The organism is Pseudomonas sp. AAC, assembly GCF_000725445.1.
Taxonomy (GTDB): Bacteria; Pseudomonadota; Gammaproteobacteria; order Pseudomonadales; family Pseudomonadaceae; genus Pseudomonas; species Pseudomonas citronellolis.
The window spans coordinates 1,137,134-1,159,014 of the sequence record NZ_KL647094.1 but is presented as its reverse complement, the minus strand read 5'-3'; the positions used below and the strand labels follow the sequence as shown (position 1 = coordinate 1,159,014).

At 64.9% G+C, this 21,881-nt stretch carries 16 protein-coding genes; all 16 read left to right on the top strand.

Translation table 11 applies throughout. The features are described 5' to 3' along the window. Positions 1–7: 7 nt before the first annotated feature. The 16 genes from flgD (at position 8) to FG99_RS04845 (ending at position 21,812) form a co-directional block, all read left to right on the top strand. Positions 8–709 (top strand): flagellar hook assembly protein FlgD, encoded by a 702-nt coding sequence (gene flgD / locus FG99_RS04920; protein WP_043267665.1) that lies wholly within the window; start codon positions 8–10, stop codon positions 707–709. Positions 710–736: 27 nt separating this feature from the next. Next, entirely contained in the window at positions 737–2,044 is a 1,308-nt protein-coding gene (gene flgE / locus FG99_RS04915; protein ID WP_043267663.1) for a flagellar hook protein FlgE, read from the top strand. A gap of 193 nt (positions 2,045–2,237) precedes the next feature. Further along, positions 2,238–2,981, top strand: coding sequence for a flagellar basal-body rod protein FlgF (flgF, locus tag FG99_RS04910; RefSeq protein ID WP_009620836.1), 744 nt, complete (start codon positions 2,238–2,240; stop codon positions 2,979–2,981). 46 nt (positions 2,982–3,027) lie between these two features. Next, on the top strand, positions 3,028–3,813 hold the full coding sequence (flgG, locus tag FG99_RS04905; protein ID WP_009620838.1) for a flagellar basal-body rod protein FlgG: 786 nt from the start codon (positions 3,028–3,030) through the stop codon (positions 3,811–3,813). Positions 3,814–3,871: 58 nt separating this feature from the next. Next, entirely contained in the window at positions 3,872–4,564 is a 693-nt protein-coding gene (gene flgH, locus FG99_RS04900; protein WP_009620840.1) for a flagellar basal body L-ring protein FlgH, read from the top strand. 14 nt (positions 4,565–4,578) lie between these two features. Next, on the top strand, positions 4,579–5,688 hold the full coding sequence (locus FG99_RS04895) for a flagellar basal body P-ring protein FlgI (protein WP_009620845.1): 1,110 nt from the start codon (positions 4,579–4,581) through the stop codon (positions 5,686–5,688). 10 nt (positions 5,689–5,698) lie between these two features. After that, entirely contained in the window at positions 5,699–6,916 is a 1,218-nt protein-coding gene (flgJ, locus tag FG99_RS04890; protein ID WP_043267661.1) for a flagellar assembly peptidoglycan hydrolase FlgJ, read from the top strand. A gap of 26 nt (positions 6,917–6,942) precedes the next feature. After that, on the top strand, positions 6,943–8,949 hold the full coding sequence (flgK, locus tag FG99_RS04885; protein ID WP_043267659.1) for a flagellar hook-associated protein FlgK: 2,007 nt from the start codon (positions 6,943–6,945) through the stop codon (positions 8,947–8,949). 10 nt (positions 8,950–8,959) lie between these two features. Beyond that, a complete protein-coding gene (locus FG99_RS04880; RefSeq protein ID WP_043267657.1) occupies positions 8,960–10,549 on the top strand; it encodes a flagellar hook-associated protein 3 in 1,590 nt (529 codons plus the stop codon). Positions 10,550–10,869: 320 nt separating this feature from the next. Beyond that, complete coding sequence (tagD, locus tag FG99_RS04875) at positions 10,870–11,319, top strand: glycerol-3-phosphate cytidylyltransferase (RefSeq protein WP_081884565.1); 450 nt, start codon at positions 10,870–10,872, stop codon at positions 11,317–11,319. Between the two features lie 12 nt (positions 11,320–11,331). Then, positions 11,332–12,933 (top strand): CDP-glycerol glycerophosphotransferase family protein, encoded by a 1,602-nt coding sequence (locus FG99_RS04870; protein ID WP_051878454.1) that lies wholly within the window; start codon positions 11,332–11,334, stop codon positions 12,931–12,933. Beyond that, positions 12,923–14,203, top strand: a complete 1,281-nt coding sequence (locus FG99_RS04865) for an ATP-grasp domain-containing protein (protein WP_043267655.1) — start codon at positions 12,923–12,925, stop codon at positions 14,201–14,203. Before FG99_RS04870 ends, FG99_RS04865 begins: the two co-directional genes overlap by 11 nt. A 37-nt stretch (positions 14,204–14,240) precedes the next feature. Next, positions 14,241–15,779 (top strand): glycosyltransferase family 2 protein, encoded by a 1,539-nt coding sequence (locus FG99_RS04860; RefSeq protein WP_043267653.1) that lies wholly within the window; start codon positions 14,241–14,243, stop codon positions 15,777–15,779. An 86-nt stretch (positions 15,780–15,865) separates the two neighbouring features. Next, complete coding sequence (locus FG99_RS04855) at positions 15,866–16,987, top strand: DegT/DnrJ/EryC1/StrS family aminotransferase (protein ID WP_043267651.1); 1,122 nt, start codon at positions 15,866–15,868, stop codon at positions 16,985–16,987. 10 nt (positions 16,988–16,997) lie between these two features. Beyond that, on the top strand, positions 16,998–18,275 hold the full coding sequence (locus FG99_RS04850; protein ID WP_232244787.1) for a CDP-glycerol glycerophosphotransferase family protein: 1,278 nt from the start codon (positions 16,998–17,000) through the stop codon (positions 18,273–18,275). Between the two features lie 9 nt (positions 18,276–18,284). Then, positions 18,285–21,812 (top strand): glycosyltransferase, encoded by a 3,528-nt coding sequence (locus FG99_RS04845; protein ID WP_043267649.1) that lies wholly within the window; start codon positions 18,285–18,287, stop codon positions 21,810–21,812. The last annotated feature ends 69 nt before the right edge of the window (positions 21,813–21,881 follow it).

The window sequence follows — 21,881 nt, the reverse complement described above, 5'->3', positions numbered from 1 at the left end:
ACGCCCCATGAGCATCGACAACACCAGTAGCACTTCGAACTCGATCCTCTCGTCGCTGAACGCCGGGTCGAGTTCCTCGTCTTCCACCTCGGAAACCGGCACCAGTGCGCTGGGCAAGGATTCGTTCCTGCAACTGCTGGTCACCCAGCTGAACAACCAGAACCCGCTGGACCCGCAGGACAACACCCAGTTCGTCTCCCAGCTCGCCCAGTTCAGCAGCCTGGAGAGCATGGAGAACCTGGATACCACCCTGGGCAACTTCTATTCCTCGTTCCAGTCGTCCCAGGCGCTGCAGGCCTCGTCCCTGGTCGGCCGCTCGGTGATCGTCAACTCCAGCAAGGTCCAGGTCGACGACCCCAGCGCCGGCGTGCAGGGCTCGCTGGTGATGCCGTCCAACGGCGATGGCGTGACCCTGAAAATCTATGACGACGACGGCGAGCTGGTGCGCACCATCGACATGGGCAGCCAGAAGAGCGGCAATATCGACTTCACCTGGGACGGCAAGGACGACAGCGGCGAGCAGGTGGCCTCCGGCACCTACACCATCAAGGCCACGGCCTCGCTGGACGGCACCAGCACCGCCCTGACCACCTACCTGCCGGCCACGGTCAACAGCGTCACGCTGGGCCAGAGCGGCGGGGAAATGACTCTCAATCTCGCTGGCATAGGCAGTGTCTCCGCCTCCAGCATTCAGACCATCGGAAAATAACGCCGTCCTTCGGCACGGGAGCTGACCATGTCTTTCAATACCGCCCTGAGTGGTTTGAACGCCGCTAGCACGGACCTGAACGTGACCGGCAACAACATCGCCAACGTCGGGACCACCGGCTTCAAGTCCTCGCGCACCGAGTTCGCCGACCTGTATGCCGCCTCGATGCTCGGCACCGGGCGCAACGCCGTGGGCAGCGGCGTGATCACCCAGTCGGTGTCGCAGCAGTTCACCCAGGGCAACCTGACCTCCACCGGCCGCAGCCTGGACCTGGCCATCAGCGGCAACGGCTTCTTCATGGTCAGCGACAACGGCAGCCGCCTGTACACCCGCAACGGCTCCTTCAATACCGATGCCAGCGGCTACATCGTCGACGGCTCCGGCAACCGCCTGCAGGGCTATGGCGTCAACGGCAACGGCTCGGTCGTCAACGGTGTGATCACCGACCTGAAAGTGGACACCGCCAACCAGCCGCCGAGCCCGACCTCGAAGATCACCTCGACGCTGAGCCTGAACTCGGCAGCCAGCACGCCGACCAACGCCACCTTCGACCCGGCCGATTCCGACAGCTACAACTGGTCGACCTCGGTGGACATCTACGACTCCCAGGGCAACTCGCACACCATGACGAACTACTTCGTCAAGGACAGCAGCAACAACTGGACCATGCACACCCTGGTGGACGGCCGCTCGCCGACCGACCCGACCAGCACCACGCCGCTCACCAGCCAGCTGAGCTTCAACAGCGCCGGCCAGCTGACCGGCGTCACCTCCACCGGCATGACCGTCAATGCGGACAAGACCATGACCCTCACCGGCTGGGTGCCGGCGGCGATCACCGATTCCACCACCGACCCGGTGACCTGGGGCGCCAACGGCGCGGCCGGGGCCACCGGCGGCATCAGCCTCGACCTGACCAAGACCACCCAGACCAACGCCGCCTTCGCGGTCACCGCGGTGACCCAGGACGGCTACGCCACCGGCCAGATGTCCGGCCTGTCGGTGGACGTGGACGGGCAGATGTACGCCACCTACACCAACGGCCAGTCCAAGGTGATCGGCCAACTGGTGCTGGCCAACTTCGCCAACACCCAGGGCCTGACCCCGGTCGGCAGCACCGCCTGGAAACAGTCGCTGGCCTCGGGCGAGGCGGTGATCGGCACGCCAACCTCTGGCACCCTCGGCTCGGTGGGCTCCGGCTCGCTGGAGGAGTCCAACGTCGACCTCACCGCGCAGCTGGTCAACCTGATCGTCGCGCAGCGCAACTACCAGGCCAACGCCAAGACCGTGCAGACCGAGAGCACCATCTCCGACACCATCATCAACCTGCGTTGATGGCGGCAAAGCGCTCTTGCCGCAGGCGGCAGCCCCTCGCCGCCTGACGGCCCCTCAGGCTCCTTCGGGAGCCTTTTCTTTTTCATTCGTCCTTTCGAATCAGCGGCTTGCGCTGATTTTTCAATTCTGGCACAGCCCTTGCTGAGACACCTCCAGCACCGCCGGGAATCCGACCCGGCACTGGAGGAATGCCTTGGACAGAATGCTGTATGTCGCCATGAGCGGCGCGAGCCAGAACACGCAGGCCATGCAGGCTCACGCCAACAACCTGGCGAACATTTCCACGACCGGTTTCCGTCGCGACTTCGAACAGGCGCGGGCGATGCCGGTCTTCGGCGACAGCTTTCCGGCGCGCGTGTTCGCCATGAGCGAACGCCCGGCCACCGACTTCACCGCCGGCGCCCTGCAGGAAACCGGGCGTGACCTGGACGTCGCCGCCAAGGGCGACGCCTGGATCGCCGTGCAGGCCCCGGACGGCGGCGAAGCCTACGTGCGCACCGGCAGCCTGGAAATCGACGCCCTCGGCCAGCTGCGCACCGGCGACGGTTTGCCGGTGCTCGGCAACGGCGGGCCGATCGCCATTCCGCCGGAAGAGAAGATCGAGATCGGCGAGGACGGCACCATCACCGTCCGCGGCCAGGGCAACAATCCCAACGCGCTGGCCACCGTCGACCGCATCAAGCTGGTCACCCCGGACCCGAAGCAGCTGGAGAAGGGCACCGACGGCATGATCCGCATGAAGCAGGGCCAGCCGGCGCCGCAGCCCGACGCCAACGCCACCGTGCAGTCCGGCTTCCTCGAGGCGAGCAACGTCAACGCGGTGGAAGAGATGACCTCGATCCTGGCGCTGTCCCGCCAGTTCGAGCTGCACGTGAAGATGATGCGTACCGCCGAGGACGATTCCCAGGCCATGGCGCGGGTTTTGCAATTTAGCTAATCACCAGATCGAGGCGTCATGAATCCGACGCCCGAGGAGAAGACATATGCTTCCGGCACTGTGGGTCAGCAAGACCGGCCTGTCCGCCCAGGACATGAACCTGACCACCATTTCCAACAACCTGGCGAACGTCTCGACCACCGGCTTCAAGCGCGACCGCGCCGAGTTCCAGGACCTGCTGTACCAGATCAAGCGCCAGCCCGGAGCCCAGTCGACCCAGGACAGCCAACTGCCCTCGGGCCTGCAGCTGGGTACCGGCGTGCGCATCGTCGGCACCCAGAAGAACTTCACCGCCGGCAGCCTGCAGACCACCGACAACCCGCTGGACATGGCGGTCAACGGCCGCGGCTTCTTCCAGGTGCTGACCCCGGACGGCACCGTCGCCTACACCCGCGACGGCAGCTTCCACCTGAACTCCGACGGCCAGATCGTCACCTCCAACGGCAACGCCCTGGAGCCGGCCATCGTGGTCCCGGCGGAAACCCAGACCTTCACCGTCGGCAACGACGGCACCGTCTCGGTGACCGTGGCCGGCAACTCGCAGCCGCAGATCATCGGCAACATCCAGACCGCCGACTTCATCAACCCGGCGGGCCTGCAGGCGACCGGCAACAACCTGTTCCTGGAAACCGCCGCCAGCGGCGCGCCCCAAGTCGGCACCCCGGGCCTGAACGGCCTGGGCACCGTGCAGCAGAACACCCTGGAGAACTCCAACGTCAGCGTGGTGGAGGAGATGGTCAACATGATCACCACCCAGCGCGCCTACGAGATGAACTCCAAGGTGATCTCCACCGCCGACCAGATGCTGTCCTTCGTCACCCAGAACCTTTGATGCATGACGCGGGCCCCGCGGCCCGCCAGTTAGTGGCTCTCCCCGAGAGGTAGTTGCAATGAACCGTTCCCATCTTCTCCCGCTGCTGGCGCTCGCCGCGCTGGCCGGCTGCGTCAGTCCTCCGCCGAAGCCGGACGACCCGTACTACGCGCCGGTCATGCCACGCACGCCCATGCCCGCGGCGCAGAACAACGGTTCCATCTACCAGGCCGGGTTCGAAAACAACCTCTACGGCGACCGCAAGGCCTTCCGCATCGGTGACATCATCACCATCACCCTCAACGAGAAGACCCAGGCGAGCAAGAAGGCCAACTCCGACATCTCCAAGGACAGCAGCAACAAGATGGGGCTGACCTCGCTGTTCGGCAGCAAGGCCACCACCAACAACCCCTTCGGCAGCGGCGACCTGAGCCTCAGCGCCGAGTACAGCGGCAACCGCGAGACCAAGGGCGACAGCGCGGCGGGGCAGAGCAACAGCCTGACCGGCTCGATCACCGTGACCGTGGCCGAAGTCATGCCCAACGGCATCCTCGCCGTGCGCGGCGAGAAGTGGATGACGCTGAACACCGGCAACGAGCTGGTGCGCATCGCCGGGCTGATCCGCGCCGACGACATCGCCACCGACAACACCGTGTCCTCGACCCGCGTGGCGGATGCGCGCATCACCTACTCGGGCACCGGCGCCTTCGCCGACGCCAGCCAGCCGGGTTGGCTGGACCGCTTCTTCCTCAGCCCGCTGTGGCCGTTCTGAGCAGGTGACCTGAGATGTCGATGTTCTCCCGCCTGCTCTTAGTACTCGGCCTGTCCTGCCTGACGCTCGCCGCCCACGCCGAGCGCCTGAAGGACATCGCCAGCATCCAGGGCGTGCGCAGCAACCAGCTGATCGGCTACGGCCTGGTGGTCGGCCTCAACGGCTCCGGCGACCAGACCACGCAGACGCCCTTCACCCTGCAGACCTTCAACAACATGCTGGCGCAGTTCGGCATCAAGGTGCCGGCCGGCAGCGGCAACGTGCAGCTGAAGAACGTCGCCGCGGTGTCGGTGCACGCCGACCTGCCGGCGTTCGCCAAGCCGGGCCAGACCATCGACGTGACCATCTCCTCCATCGGCAACGCCAAGAGCCTGCGCGGCGGCAGCCTGCTGATGACCCAGCTCAAGGGCATCGACGGCCAGACCTACGCCATCGCCCAGGGCAACCTGGTGGTGGGCGGCTTCGACGCCGAGGGTCGCGACGGCTCGAAGATCACCGTCAACGTGCCGTCGGCCGGGCGCATTCCCTCCGGCGCCACCGTCGAACGCGCGGTGCCGAGCGGCTTCGACCAGGGCAACAGCCTGACGCTGAACCTCAACCGCCCCGACTTCACCACCGCCAAGCATATCGTCGACCGCATCAACGACATGCTCGGCCCGGGCGTGGCCCAGGCCATCGACGGCGGCTCGGTGCGCGTCAGCGCGCCGCTGGACCCGAACCAGCGGGTGGACTACATGTCGGTGCTGGAGAACCTGGAGATCCAGTCCGGCGAGGCGGTGGCCAAGGTCATCATCAACTCGCGCACCGGCACCATCGTCATCGGCCAGAACGTGCGCGTATCGCCGGCCGCCGTGACCCACGGCAGCCTCACCGTGACCATCACCGAGGACCCGATCGTCAGCCAGCCCGGCCCCTTCTCCAACGGCGAGACCGCGGTGGTGCCGCGCTCGCGGGTGAACGCCGAGCAGGAAGCCAAGCCGATGTTCAAGTTCGGCCCCGGCACCACCCTGGACGAGATCGTCCGCGCGGTGAACCAGGTGGGCGCGGCGCCCAGCGACCTGATGGCCATTCTCGAAGCCCTCAAGCAGGCCGGCGCGTTGCAGGCCGAGCTGATCGTCATCTGAGGACGCCGCCATGGACGCACGACTGCTCAACTCCGGCACCAGCGCCAGCGACAGCCAGGCCTACACCGACCTCAACCGCTTGAGCCAGCTGAAGAGCGGCGACCGCAACAGCCAGGGCAACATCCGCAAGGTGGCCCAGGAGTTCGAGTCGCTGTTCCTCAACGAGATGCTCAAGTCGATGCGCTCGGCCAACGAAGTGTTCGCCAAGGACAACCCGCTCAACAGCGAGACCGCCAAGCAGTACCAGGACATGTACGACCACCAGCTGTCGGTGTCCCTGGCGCGCGAGGGGCACGGCATCGGCCTGGCCGACGTGCTGGTCAAGCAGATGGAGAAGATGCAGGGCGTGCGCCACACCGGCGACAACCCCTTTGCCCAGGTGCAGGCGCAATCCGATACCCAGGCCACCCAGGCTGTAGCGGGGCAGGACCGGCAGCGGGCGAAGAGCCTGTGGTCTGCCAGCGGCAAGCCGCTGACGCAGCCCGAGCCCGGCCGCGACGACCGCCAGGCGCTGAACGCGCGGCGCCTGGCCTTGCCGGGCACGCTGGCCAAGCGCATCGCCGCCAGCATAGTGCCGGACGCCAATGCCACCGGCACCAGCCAGCCGGCGCAGTTGGCCAGCAGCGACTGGCGCAACGGCAGGGGCTACGCCCGCCAGGACGATACCGCCGGCAGCGCCGCCGTCGCCGATACCTCGGCCATCTCGACCAGGCCGGGCAAGTCCATGTTCGCCTCGGCCGACGACTTCGTCGCCACCATGCTGCCCATGGCCGAACGCGCGGCCAAGCGCATCGGCGTCGACCCGCGCTACCTGGTGGCCCAGGCCGCGCTGGAAACCGGTTGGGGCAAGAAGATGATCGCCCAGCGCGACGGCAGCAGCAGCCACAACCTGTTCGGTATCAAGAGCGGTTCGAGCTGGAGGGGCGACTCGGCGCGCGCGCTCACCAGCGAGTACGAGAACGGCAAGCAGGTGAAGGAAGTGGCCTCGTTCCGCGCCTACAACTCCTTCGAGCAGAGCTTCCAGGACTACGTCAGCTTCCTGCAGAACAACGACCGCTACCAGGGCGCCCTGGACTCCGCCGCGCGCCCCGAGCAGTTCATGAAGGAACTGCAGCGCGCCGGCTATGCCACCGACCCGCAATACGCGCGCAAGGTCTCGCAGATCGCCAGGCAGGTGCAGGTCTACCAGACCGTGGCCATGGCCGACGCCCCGACCCGTACGCTTTGAAGAATGGAACGCTCTAAGGAAAGCCCATGAGCCTGTTATCCATAGGATTGTCCGGCCTCAACGCCTCGCAAACGGCGCTGAGCACCACCGGCAACAACATCACCAACGTCGACACCGCCGGCTATACCCGCCAGCAGTCGATGCAGGTCAGCTCGGCCGCGCAGTTCTCCGGGCGCTACTACGTCGGCACCGGCACCACGGTGCAGGACGTGCGCCGGATGTACAGCGAGTTCCTGGCCAACCAGCTGCGTGGCGCGACCGCGGTGAACAGCGATGCGCAGACCTACCTGAGCCAGGTCAACCAGGTCGACTCGCTGCTGTCGGACAGCACCACCGGCCTGTCCTCGGTGATGCAGAACTTCTTCGCCTCGCTGCAGACCGCGGCCGGCACCCCGACCGACTCCGCCTCGCGGCAACTGGTGCTGACCCAGGCGAAGAACCTGGCGCAACGCTTCAATTCCATCTCCACCCAGTTGGGCACCCAGAACAGCTACGTCAACACCCAGATGAGCAGCCTGGCCGGGCAGGTCAGCGACCTGGCCAAGACCATCGCCCAGTACAACCAGGCGATCACCGCCGCCGAATCCGCCGGCGCCAGCGCCAACGACCTGCAGGACAAGCGCGACCAGGCGGTGGTGCAACTGTCGGACATGATCGGCGTCAGCGTGGTCAAGCAGGGCAGCAGCTACAACCTCTACCTGGGTTCCGGCCAGCCGCTGGTGGTGGGCAGCAACGCCTCGACCCTGAGCGCCGCGCCCAGCGCCAGCAACCCGTCGCAGTACAGCCTGTCGCTGAACTCCAGCTCCAGCGGCGTGACCGTGGATGTCACCTCGGTGGTCACCGGCGGCCAGATGGGCGGCCTGCTGCGCTACCGCAGCGAGGTGCTGAACACCACCCAGAACGAACTGGGGCGCATGGCCATCGTCCTCGCCGACACCTTCAACAGCCAGCTGGCCCAGGGCCTGGACCTCAACGGCAACTTCGGCGCCGCGCTGTTCAAGGACATCAACGACGCCAGCGTGATCGGCAACCGCAGCCTGGCCAACGGCCTCAACAGCGGCACCGGCAACCTCAACGTCAGCATCGACGACAGCAGCGCGCTGACCACCAGCGACTACGAGGTGACCTTCACCTCGGCCACCGGCTACAGCGTCCGACGCCTGTCCGATGGCGAGGTGATGGGCAGCGGCGACCTCACCGACGATCCGCCCAAGGAATTCGACGGCTTCAGCCTCAGCCAGCAGAGCGTCGGCACCATCCAGGCCGGCGACCGCTTCACGGTGATCCCCACGCGCACCGCCGCGGCGGACATCTCCGTGGCGATGACCGACGCCAACCGCCTGGCGCTGGCCTCGCCGCTGGTCTCCACCACCACCACCGGCAACATCGGCAGCGGCACCATCAGCGGCACCAGCCTGACCACCGAGCTCGACGCCAGCAACAGCGCCGACCTGGCGGCGGCGATCAAGGCCGGCATGCCGGTCAAGCTGGTGTTCGACGCCGCCGCCAGCGACGGCACCCAGGGCTACACGATCTACGATTCCGCCGGCAACTCGCTGGGCACCGGCAGCATAGTGCCGGGGCAGAACAACGACATCAGCGTCACCGTGCCCGGCACGCCGTCGTTCAGCTTCCAGACCAGCATCGGCGGCTACCCCGGCAGCGGCGACAGCTTCACCGTCGCCTTCAATTCCGATGGCGACGCCGACAACGGCAACGCGCAGAAGCTCATCGACCTGCAGAGCGCCAAGACCGTGGGCAGCGGCACCGGCAGTGGCAGCGGCATGAGCCTGACCGGCGCCTACAGCAGCCTGACCGAGACCGTCGGCGCCCAGGCCAACCAGGCCAAGCTGGACGCCACCGCCACCGACGCGGTGCTGACCCAGGCGCAGAACACCCGCGACTCGCTGTCGGCGGTCAACCTCGACGAGGAAGCGGCCAACCTGGTGAAGTTCCAGCAGTACTACACGGCCTCCGCGCAGATCATCAAGACCGCGCAGACGCTCTTCGACACCCTGATCAACAACATCTGAGGCGGCCGTGATGCGTATTTCCACCCCGCAGATCTTCAGTTCCAACATCGACAACTACAACCGCGGCTACGCCAGCCTGGCCAAGACCCAGGAGCAGATCTCCAGCGGTGTGCGCATCCAGACCCCCGCCGACGACCCCGTCGGCGCCGCGCGCCTGCTGCAACTGCAACAGCAGCAGGCGCTGCTGACGCAATACAGCAGCAACATGACCACCGCGCAGAACGCCCTGAACCAGGAAGAGAGCGTGCTGTCCTCGATCACCAACGTGCTGCAGCAGGCCCGCGAGGTCGCGGTACGCGCCGGCGACGGCTCCCTCACCGACGACGACCGCAAGGCCCTGGCCGACCAGCTCGGGCAGATCCAGCAGCAGCTGCTGACGCTGATGAACAGCAAGGACGCCAGCGGCAACTACCTGTTCTCCGGCAGCAAGAGCACGGTGCAGCCGTTCATCCAGAACGCCGACGGCACCTACAGCTACCAGGGCGACCAGAGCTCGCTGAACCTGCAGATCGCCGATAACCTGCTGCTGCCGACCAGCGACAATGGCTGGAGCATCTTCGAGATGGCGGCCAACGCCAGCCGCACCACCAGTTCGCTGAGCAGCAACCCGAACAGCGACGGCGTGCAGCGGGCGTTCCTCTCCCAAGGCACGGTGACCAGCGACAGCACCTACAACGCCAGCTTCCGCGATGGCGCGCCCTACACCCTGAACGTGCTCAGCGGCACCCAGTACCAGATCCTCGACAAGGACGGTAACGACGTCACCAGCGAGGCCAACACCAACGGCACCTACGACGCCACCTCCGCGGACAGCAACGCCATCAGCTTCCGCGGCGCGCAGTTCCAGCTCGATGTCTCCTTACCCAGCAGCGACGACGCCAGCGACATGGACAGCCTGGTCGGCGGCTACAGCTTCAGCTTCGGCATGGCCCCCGACGACATCTCGATCAAGCGCAGCGCCACCAACACCTCGGGCGCGCAGATCACCAGCGGCACGGTCAGCAACCAGACCGCCTACGCCACCCAGTTCCCGGCCAACGGCGTGCAGCTGAAGTTCACCAGCGCCACCGACTACGAGGTCTACGCGCTGCCGGCTGCCCAGGGCGCCACGCCGATCTCCAGCGGGACCCTCGGCGGCACCTTCCCGCAGACCATCAGCGTGGCCGGCGTCGACCTCTCGATCAGCGCCTCGCCGGCCGCCGGCGACCAGTTCAGCGTCACCGCCAGCTCGCCGGAGCGGCAGAACATCCTCAACACCATCGGCGACCTGCGCACCGCGCTGAGCGCCTCCACCGCCGACGATCCCCAGGCCCAGCTGAACATCCGCAACATGGTGGCCTCGGCGCTGACCAACATCGACAATGGCATGAACCAGGTGATGAACGTGCAGTCGTCGGTGGGCTCGCGGCTGAACACCATCGATGTGCTCAGCCAGGAAAACCAGAGCCTGAGCCTGACCAACAGCACCACCCAGTCGTCGATCCGCGACACCGACATGGCCGAGGCCACCTCCAAGCTGGTGCTGCAGCAGACCATGCTCGAAGCGGCCCAGGCAGCGTTTGCCCGAGTCAGCCAGTTGAGTCTGTTCAACAAGCTCTGAGCCTACTCGATCGCCGTGCGTCTTCCGTGGGAGGGCGCGCGGCGTTTCCTTCGGCGGCAATCCCTTGCCGCTGCCTCCCGCCTTCTCCTGCCAGCGCTTCAAGCCTTCCCCAATCCCTCATACGCCGCGTCCCGCGCACCTTCGCGGAAGATGGCATTCAATTTGCTGTAGTCCCCCTGAGCGCGAGAGTCCGTCAGTAGATTGGCGACTTCGCCAGTGCTTCGGTCGCGAGACCGCAAGCCAGGATCGGAAGGGACCGATGCCGCTTCGCGGCAGGTCCGCCAACCTCTGCAGTGGTGGCAGACAGGGTGAGACGCAGCATGAAGACAATCATTACCTATGGAACCTTCGATACGTTCCATGTCGGCCATGTGCGCCTGATCCGCCGCCTGCGCGAGCTCGGCGAGCGCCTGATAGTCGCGGTGTCGACCGACGAGTTCAACGCCCTCAAGGGCAAGCGCGCCCTGGTGCCCTACGAGCAGCGCAAGGAAATCATCGAGTCGTTGCGCTACGTCGACCTGGTGATCCCGGAGACCTGCTGGGAACAGAAGGTCAGCGACATCCGCGAGCACGCGGTGGATATCTTCGCCATGGGCGACGACTGGAAAGGGAAGTTCGACTTCCTCCTGCCGCATTGCCAGGTGGTCTATCTGGAGCGCACCGCGGGTATTTCCTCCAGTCAGCTGCGCGAGGCCCATGCGCGTCAGCCCGTTGTCGGGCAGCCAGCGAGTTCCGAGATACGCGTCGGCAAGGCCGCGCAGCAGGATTGAGCTCGCGACTCGATGCCTGAATCCATTACGGCGTTGCTGCCGGAGAAGCCCCCGATGTCCTTTCTGCCGACCCATATTCCTCTGCTGCGCGATATCCAGATAGATGCCGATGGCTGCCTGCGGATTCGCCTGGATCTGCACGAGCCGGCTACCGAGCATGCTTATCGCCTGGTCCTGCGCCGGCGCGGTGACGGTCTGGAGGTCGTCGGCGACATCGAGGACGGGGCGCAGGCATCGATCGCCGCCACAGCACTCCTCGCTGACGAGAGCAATCGCTGGGACGTACGTCTGCAGATGCTGGTCGGGGAGGTGTGCCAATACGATGAGTTGCTGCGGGGCGCACCGCTGCCGGCCGAGCAGCCGCGGCACTTCTTCCAGGGGCGCTATGGCGATCACGGCCTCTCCGCGTATTTCACCGAGAGCGCCAACTCCCTGGCGTTGTATATCGCGGAAGCGGAGCGGCATGCTCGCATCGTTGCCACCGAGAACGCCCGTCATATGTACCAGGGCTACTTATCCGAGCTGCCACTGATCGATAACCTGGTGTTCTTCGAGAGCTTCCTGGGCAAGACCTATTCGGGCAACCCGCGGTATCTCTACGAATTCCTCCTGCGTACGCGTCCGGACCTGCAATTCGTCTGGTCCTACGATGGCCTGCAGCCCATCCCCGGCAATCCCCGGATCGTCAGCCGCAGCTCTGCGGACTACTACCGACTGCTTGCCCAGGCACGTTATCGCGTCAACAACGTGCTGTTTCCCGTGCACGGGCGCAAGCCCGAGACTTTCTACTTGCAGACCTGGCATGGTACGCCGCTCAAGCGCCTGTCCTTCGACATCGAGCTGAAGGGGCCGGAAGTCGATGCCCGTGAAAACTTCTACCGCGAGTCGCGTAGCTGGAGTTGTCTCCTCAGCGAGAACGCCTATTCCACTCAGGTATTCCGCCGCGCCTTCCGCTATGACGGTGAAATTCTCGAAGCCGGCTATCCACTGACCGACCCGCTGCTCGATCGGGGCATCTCTCGTGCATTGCTGGCCGAGCGCCTAGGCCTCCCTGCCGGCAAGCGCTTTATCCTCTATGCGCCGACCTGGCGCGATAACAATGCGACGGCGTTGTGGCAGCACAGATTCGATCTCAAGCTTGATCTGGAGGCTGTGTCGCATGCTCTCGAGGACGATCAGGTGCTGCTGATCCGCGCACACCACCTGGTTTCCGAGCGCCTGGACCACCGCCGCCTGCCGGCGAATGTCATCGACTTGTCCGCGCTCGATGACATCAACGAGTTATGCATGCTCGCCGACGTGCTGATTACCGACTATTCCTCGGTGTTTTTCGACTTCGCGGTGACCGGCCGGCCCATCCTGTTCTACTGCTATGACCTCGAGGAGTACGCCAACGAAATCCGCGGCTTCTACCTCGACGTCCATGACGATCTGCCCGGGCCGGTGGCACGCAGCACCGGGGAGCTTCTCGGTTTGCTCGCACGGCTCCAGCAGGTCAGTGCGGATTACGCATCGCGCTATCGCGAATTCCAGCGGCGCTTCTGTTCGCTCAACGACGGGCGGGCGGCCGAGCGGGTCGCCGCCAGCATTTTTGGAGGTGCCCATGCCGATTAAGGTCCTGGTCTTTCCCTGTGGTTCGGAGATCGGCCTGGAGATCAGCGCCGCACTGCGTTACAGCAAATTCGTGGAGCTCTTTGGCGTGTCGTCGGTCGCCGATCATGGCGAGTTCGCCTACCGGCGTTATCGCGAGGTGAACGCTCACGTCGATTCGCCGGACTTCATCGACCAGCTCAACACGCTAATCGCCGAGTGGGGCATCGACATCGTCATGCCGGCCCACGACAGTGTGATGCTGCGACTCGCCCAGGGCCGCGAGCAGTTGCAGGCACGCGTGGTGGCACCTGAGCCGGCTATTGCCGAGGTCTGCCGCAACAAGAACGCCACCTACGACTTTCTTGCCGATTGCGATTTCATTCCGCAACGCATTCGTGGTCTGGCAGAACACTATCCGATCTTCGCCAAACCGGCCGTCGGCCAGGGCTCCCAGGGGGCCGAGCGAGTGGACTCGGCGGCTCGTCATGCTCAGTTGATCGACAGCGGTCGCGAATACGTATTCGCCGAGTACCTGCCTGGCGCCGAGTACACCCTGGATTGCATTTCCAGCCACGATGGCGAGCTGCTTCATGTCTCCCCGCGTCGCCGGCTGCGGATCAAGGCTGGCATCAGTGTCCGCACCGAAGCCGTGGCTGCCGATGAGCGGATACTTGAGATGGCTGCCGCTATCGCTGAGCGCCTGCGTCTGAAAGGCGCCTGGTTCTTCCAGATCAAGCAGGCTGCCGACGGTCGCTTCAAGCTGCTCGAAGTGGCACCGCGCATCGCAGGTTCAATGGGGATGTCGCGCGCCCTGGGCATCAACTATCCCTTGCTGACGCTTTACGCCCACCTCGATATGGCCTTCTCTGTTTTGCCACAGCAGTACCCGATCCAGCTCGACCGGGCGTTCAAGAACTGCTATCGGGCCGGACTCCATTACGAACGCGTCTACCTTGACCTGGACGACACCCTGATCGTCAACGGCAAGGTCAACCTGCTGTTGATCTCCCTGCTGTACCAGTGGGCCATGGCCGGGATTCCCTGCGTACTCGTGACCCGCCACGCCGGCGTACCCGAGGAGACGCTGAAGATACAGCGAATTTCCCCGGACCTGTTCGAGCGCATCGTGCACATCCGTGATGAATCGCCGAAGAGTTCGGTGATCCCCGTGGGCGAGGCAGCGCTGTTCATCGACGACTCCTACCGCGAGCGACTCGACGTCAGTCAGGTACACGGCATCCCCGTGCTCGATGTCGATGCCGCCGAGCAACTGCTGGACTGGCGGGCCTGATATGTCGCAATCGACCGATCTTCGCAACGAGCTCTCCATGCAGCCTCTGCTGAGCATAGTGGTGTTGGTCTTCAACGCTGCCGAGTACCTGCACGAATGCCTGGATTCCCTGCTGGGCCAGCGCTACTCCAATATTGAAATCATCGCTGTCGACGACCTGAGTACTGACGACAGCCTGGCAATCTGCCGAGCTTATGAGGCGAAGCATGCCAACTTCCGCTGCGTAGCCAAGACCCTCAACGAGGGTGGAGCGGTCTCGGGAAATCTCGGTGTCTCCCTGGCTCGGGGCGAATACGTTGCCCTGGTCGATTCCGATGACCTAGTCAGCCCCGATGGCTATGCCTTGCTGATGGAGCAGGCGGTCGCCCACGAGGCGGACATCGTCGTTGGCCGCGCTGCGCGCCTGGAAGGACGTGAAGTATCGGCGGTGGCTTTTCTCTACGAGCCCTTTGTCTGGACTCATCGCCGGGTGTTGCGGTCCGCTGGTGAATTCCCTGACCTGATCCACGATGGCTTCTACTGGAACAAAGTGTTCCGTACCGCCTTCCTGCGTGAGTACGGACTCGGCATGGAGCCAGGGTTGCTCTACGCCGACCGTCCCTTCGTCCACGGCGCCTACTTCCGCAGTCGCAAGACCGTGATCATTCCCGAGCTCGTGTACTTGTGGCGTGCTCGCCCGGCCGGCGCTACTGCTTCCATCACCCAGAGCAAGATGGATGGGAGGAACTTCCTCGACCGCCTGCGTTCGATGACCCTCGAATGGGTCGCTTTCGAGGGCGTCGCCGATGCCGAGGAGTATCGCCGCGCCATTGCCGTGACCAACCTGCAGCGAGCCCTCCACGTGATGCCGGCGATGGTCGCTTCTCCATCGTTCCGTCAGGTCTTCGTCGAGGGCATGCAACGCCTGCTGAAGCTGTACGGCAATCTCGACTATCGCGCCCTGGGAGTACGTCGCACGCTGTACCTTCGCTTGCTGGAGAAGGGGGATAGCGCAGCCGTCTGTTACCTGCTGGCGCTGCCGGTGAATGGGCAGGTGCGCGAAATCGACGGCGAGTGCTACTGGGACCAGCCCTTCCTCGACAATCCGGAAGTGGGTATCGACAACAGTGTGTCGCGTATCGACTTCCCCACCATCGGTTTCTTCCACATCTGCACTCTGGCAGTACACGACGGTTATCTCCATCCGGAACTCGCATTGCACGACAGCGTGGTGTGCAAGAGCCCGGTCAGCTTCGAATTGCAGTCGTTGCACGGCAACGGCGTCATCGCCTTCGAGCCGCTGGATAGCAGTGCGGCGCACCGGCATATCTATCGCCTGGCGCTCGACCAGTTGGCACATCGCATGGCCGCGGGCGATCTGTACGGCTTGATCCTGAACTATGTCACCAACGGTACGCCGGGGCGCTATCGGGTTGGTCGCGCGCTGCTGACACCGGAGGTGCTGAAGCTGTTGCCGCTGCAGCCGTTCGCTGGCTGCCAGCTGTCGTTGTCTGCTGAATCCGGCGGGATAGGGGTGCGCCTCGATGGCACCCACGTTTCCCGCCTGGCAAGCCTTGAGGCTTGCGTCAGGGAGTGAACTCCGGTGGCGCCGCGAGCGCGGTGCCGAGAAGTCTGCGGCGTCCCGGTGACGCGCAGTTTGAGGTTTTTCGAGAGGTACTCGACATGAACAAGATTATCCCGGTCACCCGGCCCCTGATGCCGCCGTTGGAAGAGTTCATCCCCTATCTGCAGAAGATCTGGGACAGCCACGTGCTGACCAATGGCGGCAACATGCACCAGGCGCTGGAGGCCGCACTCTGCGAATACCTTGGCGTCGAGCATATCGCCCTGTTCGCCAACGGTACCCTCGCGCTGGTGACCGCGCTGCAGTCGCTGCGCATCACTGGAGAGGTGATCACGACACCGTATTCCTTCGTCGCCACCGGACACTCGTTGCTGTGGAACGGCATCAAGCCGGTCTTCGTCGATATCGACCCGAAGACACTCAATCTCGACCCAAGCAAGATCGAGGCGGCCATTACCCCGCAGACCACGGCCATCATGCCGGTGCATTGCTATGGCAACCCCTGCGACGTCGAAGAGATCGCTCGTATCGCCGATACCTACAACCTGCGGGTGATCTATGATGCCGCGCACGCCTTCGGGGTTCGCGACCAGGGTGGCAGCATTCTTCGTCATGGAGACCTTAGTGTGCTCAGCTTCCATGCCACCAAGGTCTTCAATACCTTCGAGGGCGGCGCGATCATCTGCCCTGATGCCAAGACCCGCCAGCGCATCAACCACCTGAAGAACTTCGGTTTTGTCAACGACACCACGGTGGTTGCGCCAGGCATCAATGGCAAGATGAGCGAGATCAATGCCGCCTTCGGTCTGCTCCAGCTCAAGTACATCGACGACGCACTGGCCTGGCGCCGCCGGATCGACGAACGTTATCGCCGCCTGCTCGATGGCGTACCCGGGTTGAGCTACCTGGAGCGCGAGAATGACGCGGTATCCAACTATGCCTACTTCCCGGTGCTGATCGACAGCGACTTTGCCTTGTCGCGTGATGATCTGTTTGCCCACCTGCGTGCGCAGAACATCCACGTGCGGCGGTACTTCTATCCGCTGATCAGTGATTTCCCCATGTACCGGGGCCTGCCTTCGGCCGAGGCGGCTCGTCTGCCCGTCGCCCGCGACGTTTCTCAGAAGGTACTGTGCCTGCCCATCTACCCGGATCTCAGCGAAGCCGAAGTCGATGCTATCTGTGCGGTCATCCACGATGTCAGTCGACCGACTGCCTGAGGCCAGATCCTTGCCGATCGGGCAGCGCCATGTCCGCAGCCGTCTCCTTGGACAATGGCTGCTGCCGCTGTGGTATCTGCTCGACCGGCTGGTGCCCAAGCGCCAGGAGTGTTGGGCATTCTTCGTCCATCCATTGAAGGACGAGCAGTTCATCGAGAACGCCCGCGCTGTCTTCGAGGCTGTGAAGGGGGACGTGCGAATCCGCAAGCTCGTATTCACCCGGCGCGGTGAGGTGGACTTGGGGCTGGAGGGCGCCTGCAATACCGAGGTGCTGGACCTGCAGAGCCTGGCCGGCCTCTGGGCCCTGGCCCGCAGCGGGGTCTATCTGCTGACCAATGCCGTGGCCCTGGACATGTCCTGGCGCTGGGAGGACGGCTCGTTCAGCGTGCTGCGCCCGAGTCTGACCCGCCGCCGGCTGGTCAACCTCTGGCATGGTATCCCGCTCAAGCGCCTCTTCGCCCTCGCCAACCCGGACTCGCGGCAGCATGCCGACCGCGTCGCTTTCCGTCGCAAGGAGCGCGCCTATTACCATGGTCTGATCTGCTCCTCTGACGTCGATAGTTACGCCATGGGGTCGATCTTCTATCCCATCGATTTCTCTGCCGTATGGCTCACCGGCCTGCCACGCAACGATTTCCTGCTGATGGAAGAAAACGCACTGCCTGCCGTATTGCGCCAGGAAACCGAGCTGGTGCGCCGTCTGCGCGCGGGCAAGCGACTGGTCACCTATGCGCCGACTTTCCGCGACAGCACTGTGCAAGGCAGCCGCTACTACCAGTTCAGCGATGACGAGATCGCGCGCCTGAAGGCGCTACTGCGCAAGCATGATGCTGTGCTCGGCTTCCGCATGCATTACTTCCGCAAAGGCGACCAACTGTTCAATATGGAGCGGCACATCGATGGCGAGACAATCGTCGATCTCGGTCACGCCATCGTCAGCGAGTTGGCGCCTGTCCTACGCGAGTCTGCACTGGTGATCACCGATTATTCCTCGGTCTACATCGACGCGCTCTACCTCGACCTGCCCGTGCTGAGCTTCGCCTACGATCTGAATCATTACCGGACCCAGCAGAATGGCCTGCTCTATGAGATGGACCTGGCGTTCCCGGGACCGGTCTCCGACGACTTCGAGCACCTGCTGGCCGCCCTCGATCATGAGCTTGCGTACCCCGAGCAGGTGGGTAGCGAACGCTATCGGATGGTCAAGAAACTGTTCTTCAAATACCTGGACTGCCAGAACGCCCAGCGCGTGGTGGACAGGATCAAATCGCTCTGCGCAATGCCTTGAGAGGTTGTCATGCCGAACCCCAATGAATTCGCCCCGCTGGTCAGCGTGATCATGCCGGCCTACAAGGCTCAGTACCTGGAGCAGGCGCTGGAAAGCATCCTGTGTCAGCGCTATCGCCCCCTTGAGCTGGTGGTCTGCGACGACTGTCGTTCCGATGAGGTAGAGCAGACGATCGAGGCCTTCCGCGAGCGCGCCGACTTCCCCATCATCTACAGCCGCAACGAGACGCGCCTGTACGAGACGCGCAGCGCGGCCCGCGCCATTGGCATGGCCTCGGGTACCTATGTCAAGTTCCTGCACGACGACGATGTCCTTCAAGCGGACTGCATCGGCGCCATGGTGCAGGTCATGGAAGCCCATCCGGGTGTTTCGCTGGTCAGCTCACGGCGGCGCCGGGTGGATGAGGAGGGCAAGTCGCTGCCGGACATCCTGGCCACCGCCTTCCCGTTCCGTGAGGACGTTCAGATCAATGGCGATGAGTTGGTGTCCTTCTTCGCCGAGCATACGGTCAACTTCATCGGGGAGCCGAGTACCGTACTTTGTCGCCGCTCCGACCTGTTGGAGTTCGGTGATGGCTTGCCGGTGCTCAACGGCGTGCGTATCACCTGGGTAGCCGACCTGGCGCTCTATGCCAAGCTGCTCAAGCGTGGCCGTCTTGCCATGTTGTCCGCCCCCCTGGTGGACTTCCGCGTCTCCCGCGAGCAGTTCAGCCAGCTCGGCCGCGACAAGCCGGGCATCGGCGACAAGGGCCACCAGGACTTCCGCCAGGCCGTGCGGGACCTGGGCTGGTACATCGAGGGCGGCGACCAGTTGGTCGGTGTTTCGCCGTTGCATCGAGAACAGGTCCCCGAACGCGTCGACCTGCTTGCCGCCCTGCGCCAGGCCCATGCCCTGAGCGAGATGACCGAGCGCTTCGACGAGTGGTTGGCGGCGCGCAAGCCGAGCCCGATCCAGAAGCGCCTGATCGACGAGCACCTGCGGGCCAATGGCCTGGGCGTGCACGTGGAAGTGCTGCTGCCGGCGGGCGAGGATGCCGCGGCGCTGCAGGCGACGCTCGACAGCCTGGCGGTGGCCGCCCAACTCTACCCGAATGTCAGTGTGACGTTGCTGGGTGCCCAGGCGCAGGCTGTGGACAGCGGGCTTCGCCTGCGTCATCAGCCGGTGGGAAACGATGGCATGGCCTGCGCAATCAACGAGGCGCTGCGCAGCAGCACCGCCGACTGGGCGGTGCTGGCCGGTGCCGGTGATCTCTTCACCGCATCCGGGCTGATGGTCGCCGGCCTCGAACTGATGGGGGCGGGCGGTTGCCGCGCCGTGTCCACCGACCTGGTGCTGCGTGGCGAAGATGGCCGCGAAGGGCCGGCCATGCGTCCGGATTTCAACCTCGACCTGCTGATCAGCTTCCCCACCTCCCTGGCGCATCACTGCCTGTTCAACCGCGAGGCCATCCTCCAGATAGGCGGTTTCGACGGGGAGTATCCCCAGGCGCTGGAGCTGGATCTGCTGCTGCGCCTGGTAGAGCAGGGCGGCCTCGATGGCCTGGCGCACCTGTCCGAGCCGCTGCTGTCGACCGCCGCGCCGAGCCTGCAGGCCAACCCCGACGAGGAGCGCACCCTGCAGCGCCATCTCGCCGCGCGTGGCTACGGGCAGGCGCGGGTGCAGAGCCATCTGCCGGGGCGCTACCACATCGACTACGGCCATGCGGCTCAGCCGCCGGTGTCCATCCTCATCGTCCTGCGCGACCAGCTCGCGGCCGTGCAGCGCTGCGTGATGAGCCTGCTCGAACACACGGCCTACCCCAACTACGAAATACTGCTGGTGGACAACGCCAGCGAGAACCCGGCCACCCGCCAGTGGTTGGAGGGCGTCGAGCAGATGGCCGCCGAGCGCGTCCGCGTGCTGCGCTCGGGCGAGCCGCTGGCCGATGCGCACCTGAAGAACCTGGCTGCCGCCCACGCGCGTGGCGACTACCTCTTGTTGTTGCGTCCGGAGACCGCTGTCTTCCAGGGCGAGTGGCTGGGCGAGCTGGTCAACCAGGCGCAGCGTCCGGAGGTCGGCGTCGTCGGCGCGAGGACCATCGACGGTGACGGACGCATCACCCATGCCGGGCTGGTGCTGGGCCTGCGCGGCGTCGCCGGGCACGCCTTCATCGGCGAGGACATGAACGCCACCGGCTACATGAACCGCCTGCAGGTGGCGCAGAACTACAGCGCGGTCTCCGATGGCTGCCTGATGATCCGCAAGGCGCTGTTCGACGAGCTGGGTGGCCTGGACGAGGGCGACTTCGCCGAACGGGGCGCCGATGTCGATCTCTGCCTGCGCGCCGGCGAGGCCGGTTACCTGGTGTCGTGGACGCCCCATGCGACCTTGCTGCACAGCCAGGTTCCGGAAGCCGAGCCGGTGGAGCTGCAGGACGCCTTTTACGCCCGCTGGCTGCCGCGCCTGGCCCGCGATCCGGCGTACAACCCGAACTTCTCCCTGGTCCGCGCCCGCGGCGGCTTCGTCCTCACCGACACCCAGCTGACCTTCCGGCCCCTGGCCTGGCAGCCATTGCCGACAGTGCTGGCGCATTTCGCCGACACCTTCGGATGCGGGCACTACCGGGTCATCCAGCCCTTCCTCGCGCAGCGCGAGCAGGGCCTGATCGAAGGCGTCGTGACCCACGGCCTGCTGCATGTCGCCGACCTGGAGCGCTTCTCTCCGGACGTGGTTCTGCTGCAGCGCCAGATCGGCGACGAGCGCCTGGACGCCATGCGCCGCATGAAGGCCTTCTCCCGTGCCTTCAAGGTCTACGAGCTCGACGACTACCTGCCGAACCTGCCGTTGAAGAACCAGCACCGCGAGCACATGCCCAAGGACATCCTCCGCTCCCTGCGCCGCGGCCTGGGCTACGTCGACCGCTTCGTGGTTTCCACCGAGGCGTTGGCCGAGGCCTTCTCCGACCTGCATCCGGATATCCGCGTCGCCTACAACCGCCTGGCTCCCGGCTGGTGGGGCGGCCTGCAGCCGAGCCAGCGGCGGCGTTCGGCGAAGCCGCGGGTGGGCTGGGCAGGCGGGGTCAGCCACACCGGCGACCTCGAACTGATCGCCGACGTGGTCAAGGAACTGGCCAACGAAGTCGAATGGGTCTTCTTCGGCATGTGCCCGGAAAGGATCCGTCCCTATGTGCACGAGTTCCATCCGGGCCTGCCGATACAGCAATACCCGGCCAAGCTCGCGAGCCTGGATCTCGACCTGGCCCTGGCGCCGCTGGAGGACAACCTGTTCAACCAGTGCAAGAGCAACCTGCGCCTGCTGGAATACGGCGCTTGTGGCTTCCCGGTGGTGTGCAGCGACAACCGTGCCTATGCCGGAGACCTGCCGGCGACCCGGGTGAAGAACCGCTTCCGCGACTGGGTGGAGGCGATCCGCATGCACCTGGCCGACCTCGACGCCACGGCACGAATGGGCGACGAACTGCGTGACAGGGTGCGCGCCGAATGGATGCTGCAGGGCGACAACCTGCAGACCTGGCACCGCGCCTGGCAACCGGACTGAGTTCCCGGGTACCGCTGCCCGAATGCTGAAAGCCCCGCCAAGCGGGGCTTTCAGCACTTTCCTAGGGCA

Excerpts from the sequence above, each read along its gene's own strand:
- flgD (WP_043267665.1), top strand. The coding sequence starts at position 8 with ATGAGCATCGACAACACCAGTAGCACTTCGAACTCGATCCTCTCGTCG.
- flgE (WP_043267663.1), top strand. The coding sequence starts at position 737 with ATGTCTTTCAATACCGCCCTGAGTGGTTTGAACGCCGCTAGCACGGAC.
- flgG (WP_009620838.1), top strand. The coding sequence starts at position 3,028 with ATGCTTCCGGCACTGTGGGTCAGCAAGACCGGCCTGTCCGCCCAGGAC.
- flgH (WP_009620840.1), top strand. The coding sequence starts at position 3,872 with ATGAACCGTTCCCATCTTCTCCCGCTGCTGGCGCTCGCCGCGCTGGCC.
- FG99_RS04895 (WP_009620845.1), top strand. The coding sequence starts at position 4,579 with ATGTCGATGTTCTCCCGCCTGCTCTTAGTACTCGGCCTGTCCTGCCTG.
- flgJ (WP_043267661.1), top strand. The coding sequence starts at position 5,699 with ATGGACGCACGACTGCTCAACTCCGGCACCAGCGCCAGCGACAGCCAG.
- flgK (WP_043267659.1), top strand. The coding sequence starts at position 6,943 with ATGAGCCTGTTATCCATAGGATTGTCCGGCCTCAACGCCTCGCAAACG.
- FG99_RS04880 (WP_043267657.1), top strand. The coding sequence starts at position 8,960 with ATGCGTATTTCCACCCCGCAGATCTTCAGTTCCAACATCGACAACTAC.
- tagD (WP_081884565.1), top strand. The coding sequence starts at position 10,870 with ATGAAGACAATCATTACCTATGGAACCTTCGATACGTTCCATGTCGGC.
- FG99_RS04870 (WP_051878454.1), top strand. The coding sequence starts at position 11,332 with ATGCCTGAATCCATTACGGCGTTGCTGCCGGAGAAGCCCCCGATGTCC.
- FG99_RS04865 (WP_043267655.1), top strand. The coding sequence starts at position 12,923 with ATGCCGATTAAGGTCCTGGTCTTTCCCTGTGGTTCGGAGATCGGCCTG.
- FG99_RS04860 (WP_043267653.1), top strand. The coding sequence starts at position 14,241 with ATGCAGCCTCTGCTGAGCATAGTGGTGTTGGTCTTCAACGCTGCCGAG.
- FG99_RS04855 (WP_043267651.1), top strand. The coding sequence starts at position 15,866 with ATGAACAAGATTATCCCGGTCACCCGGCCCCTGATGCCGCCGTTGGAA.
- FG99_RS04845 (WP_043267649.1), top strand. The coding sequence starts at position 18,285 with ATGCCGAACCCCAATGAATTCGCCCCGCTGGTCAGCGTGATCATGCCG.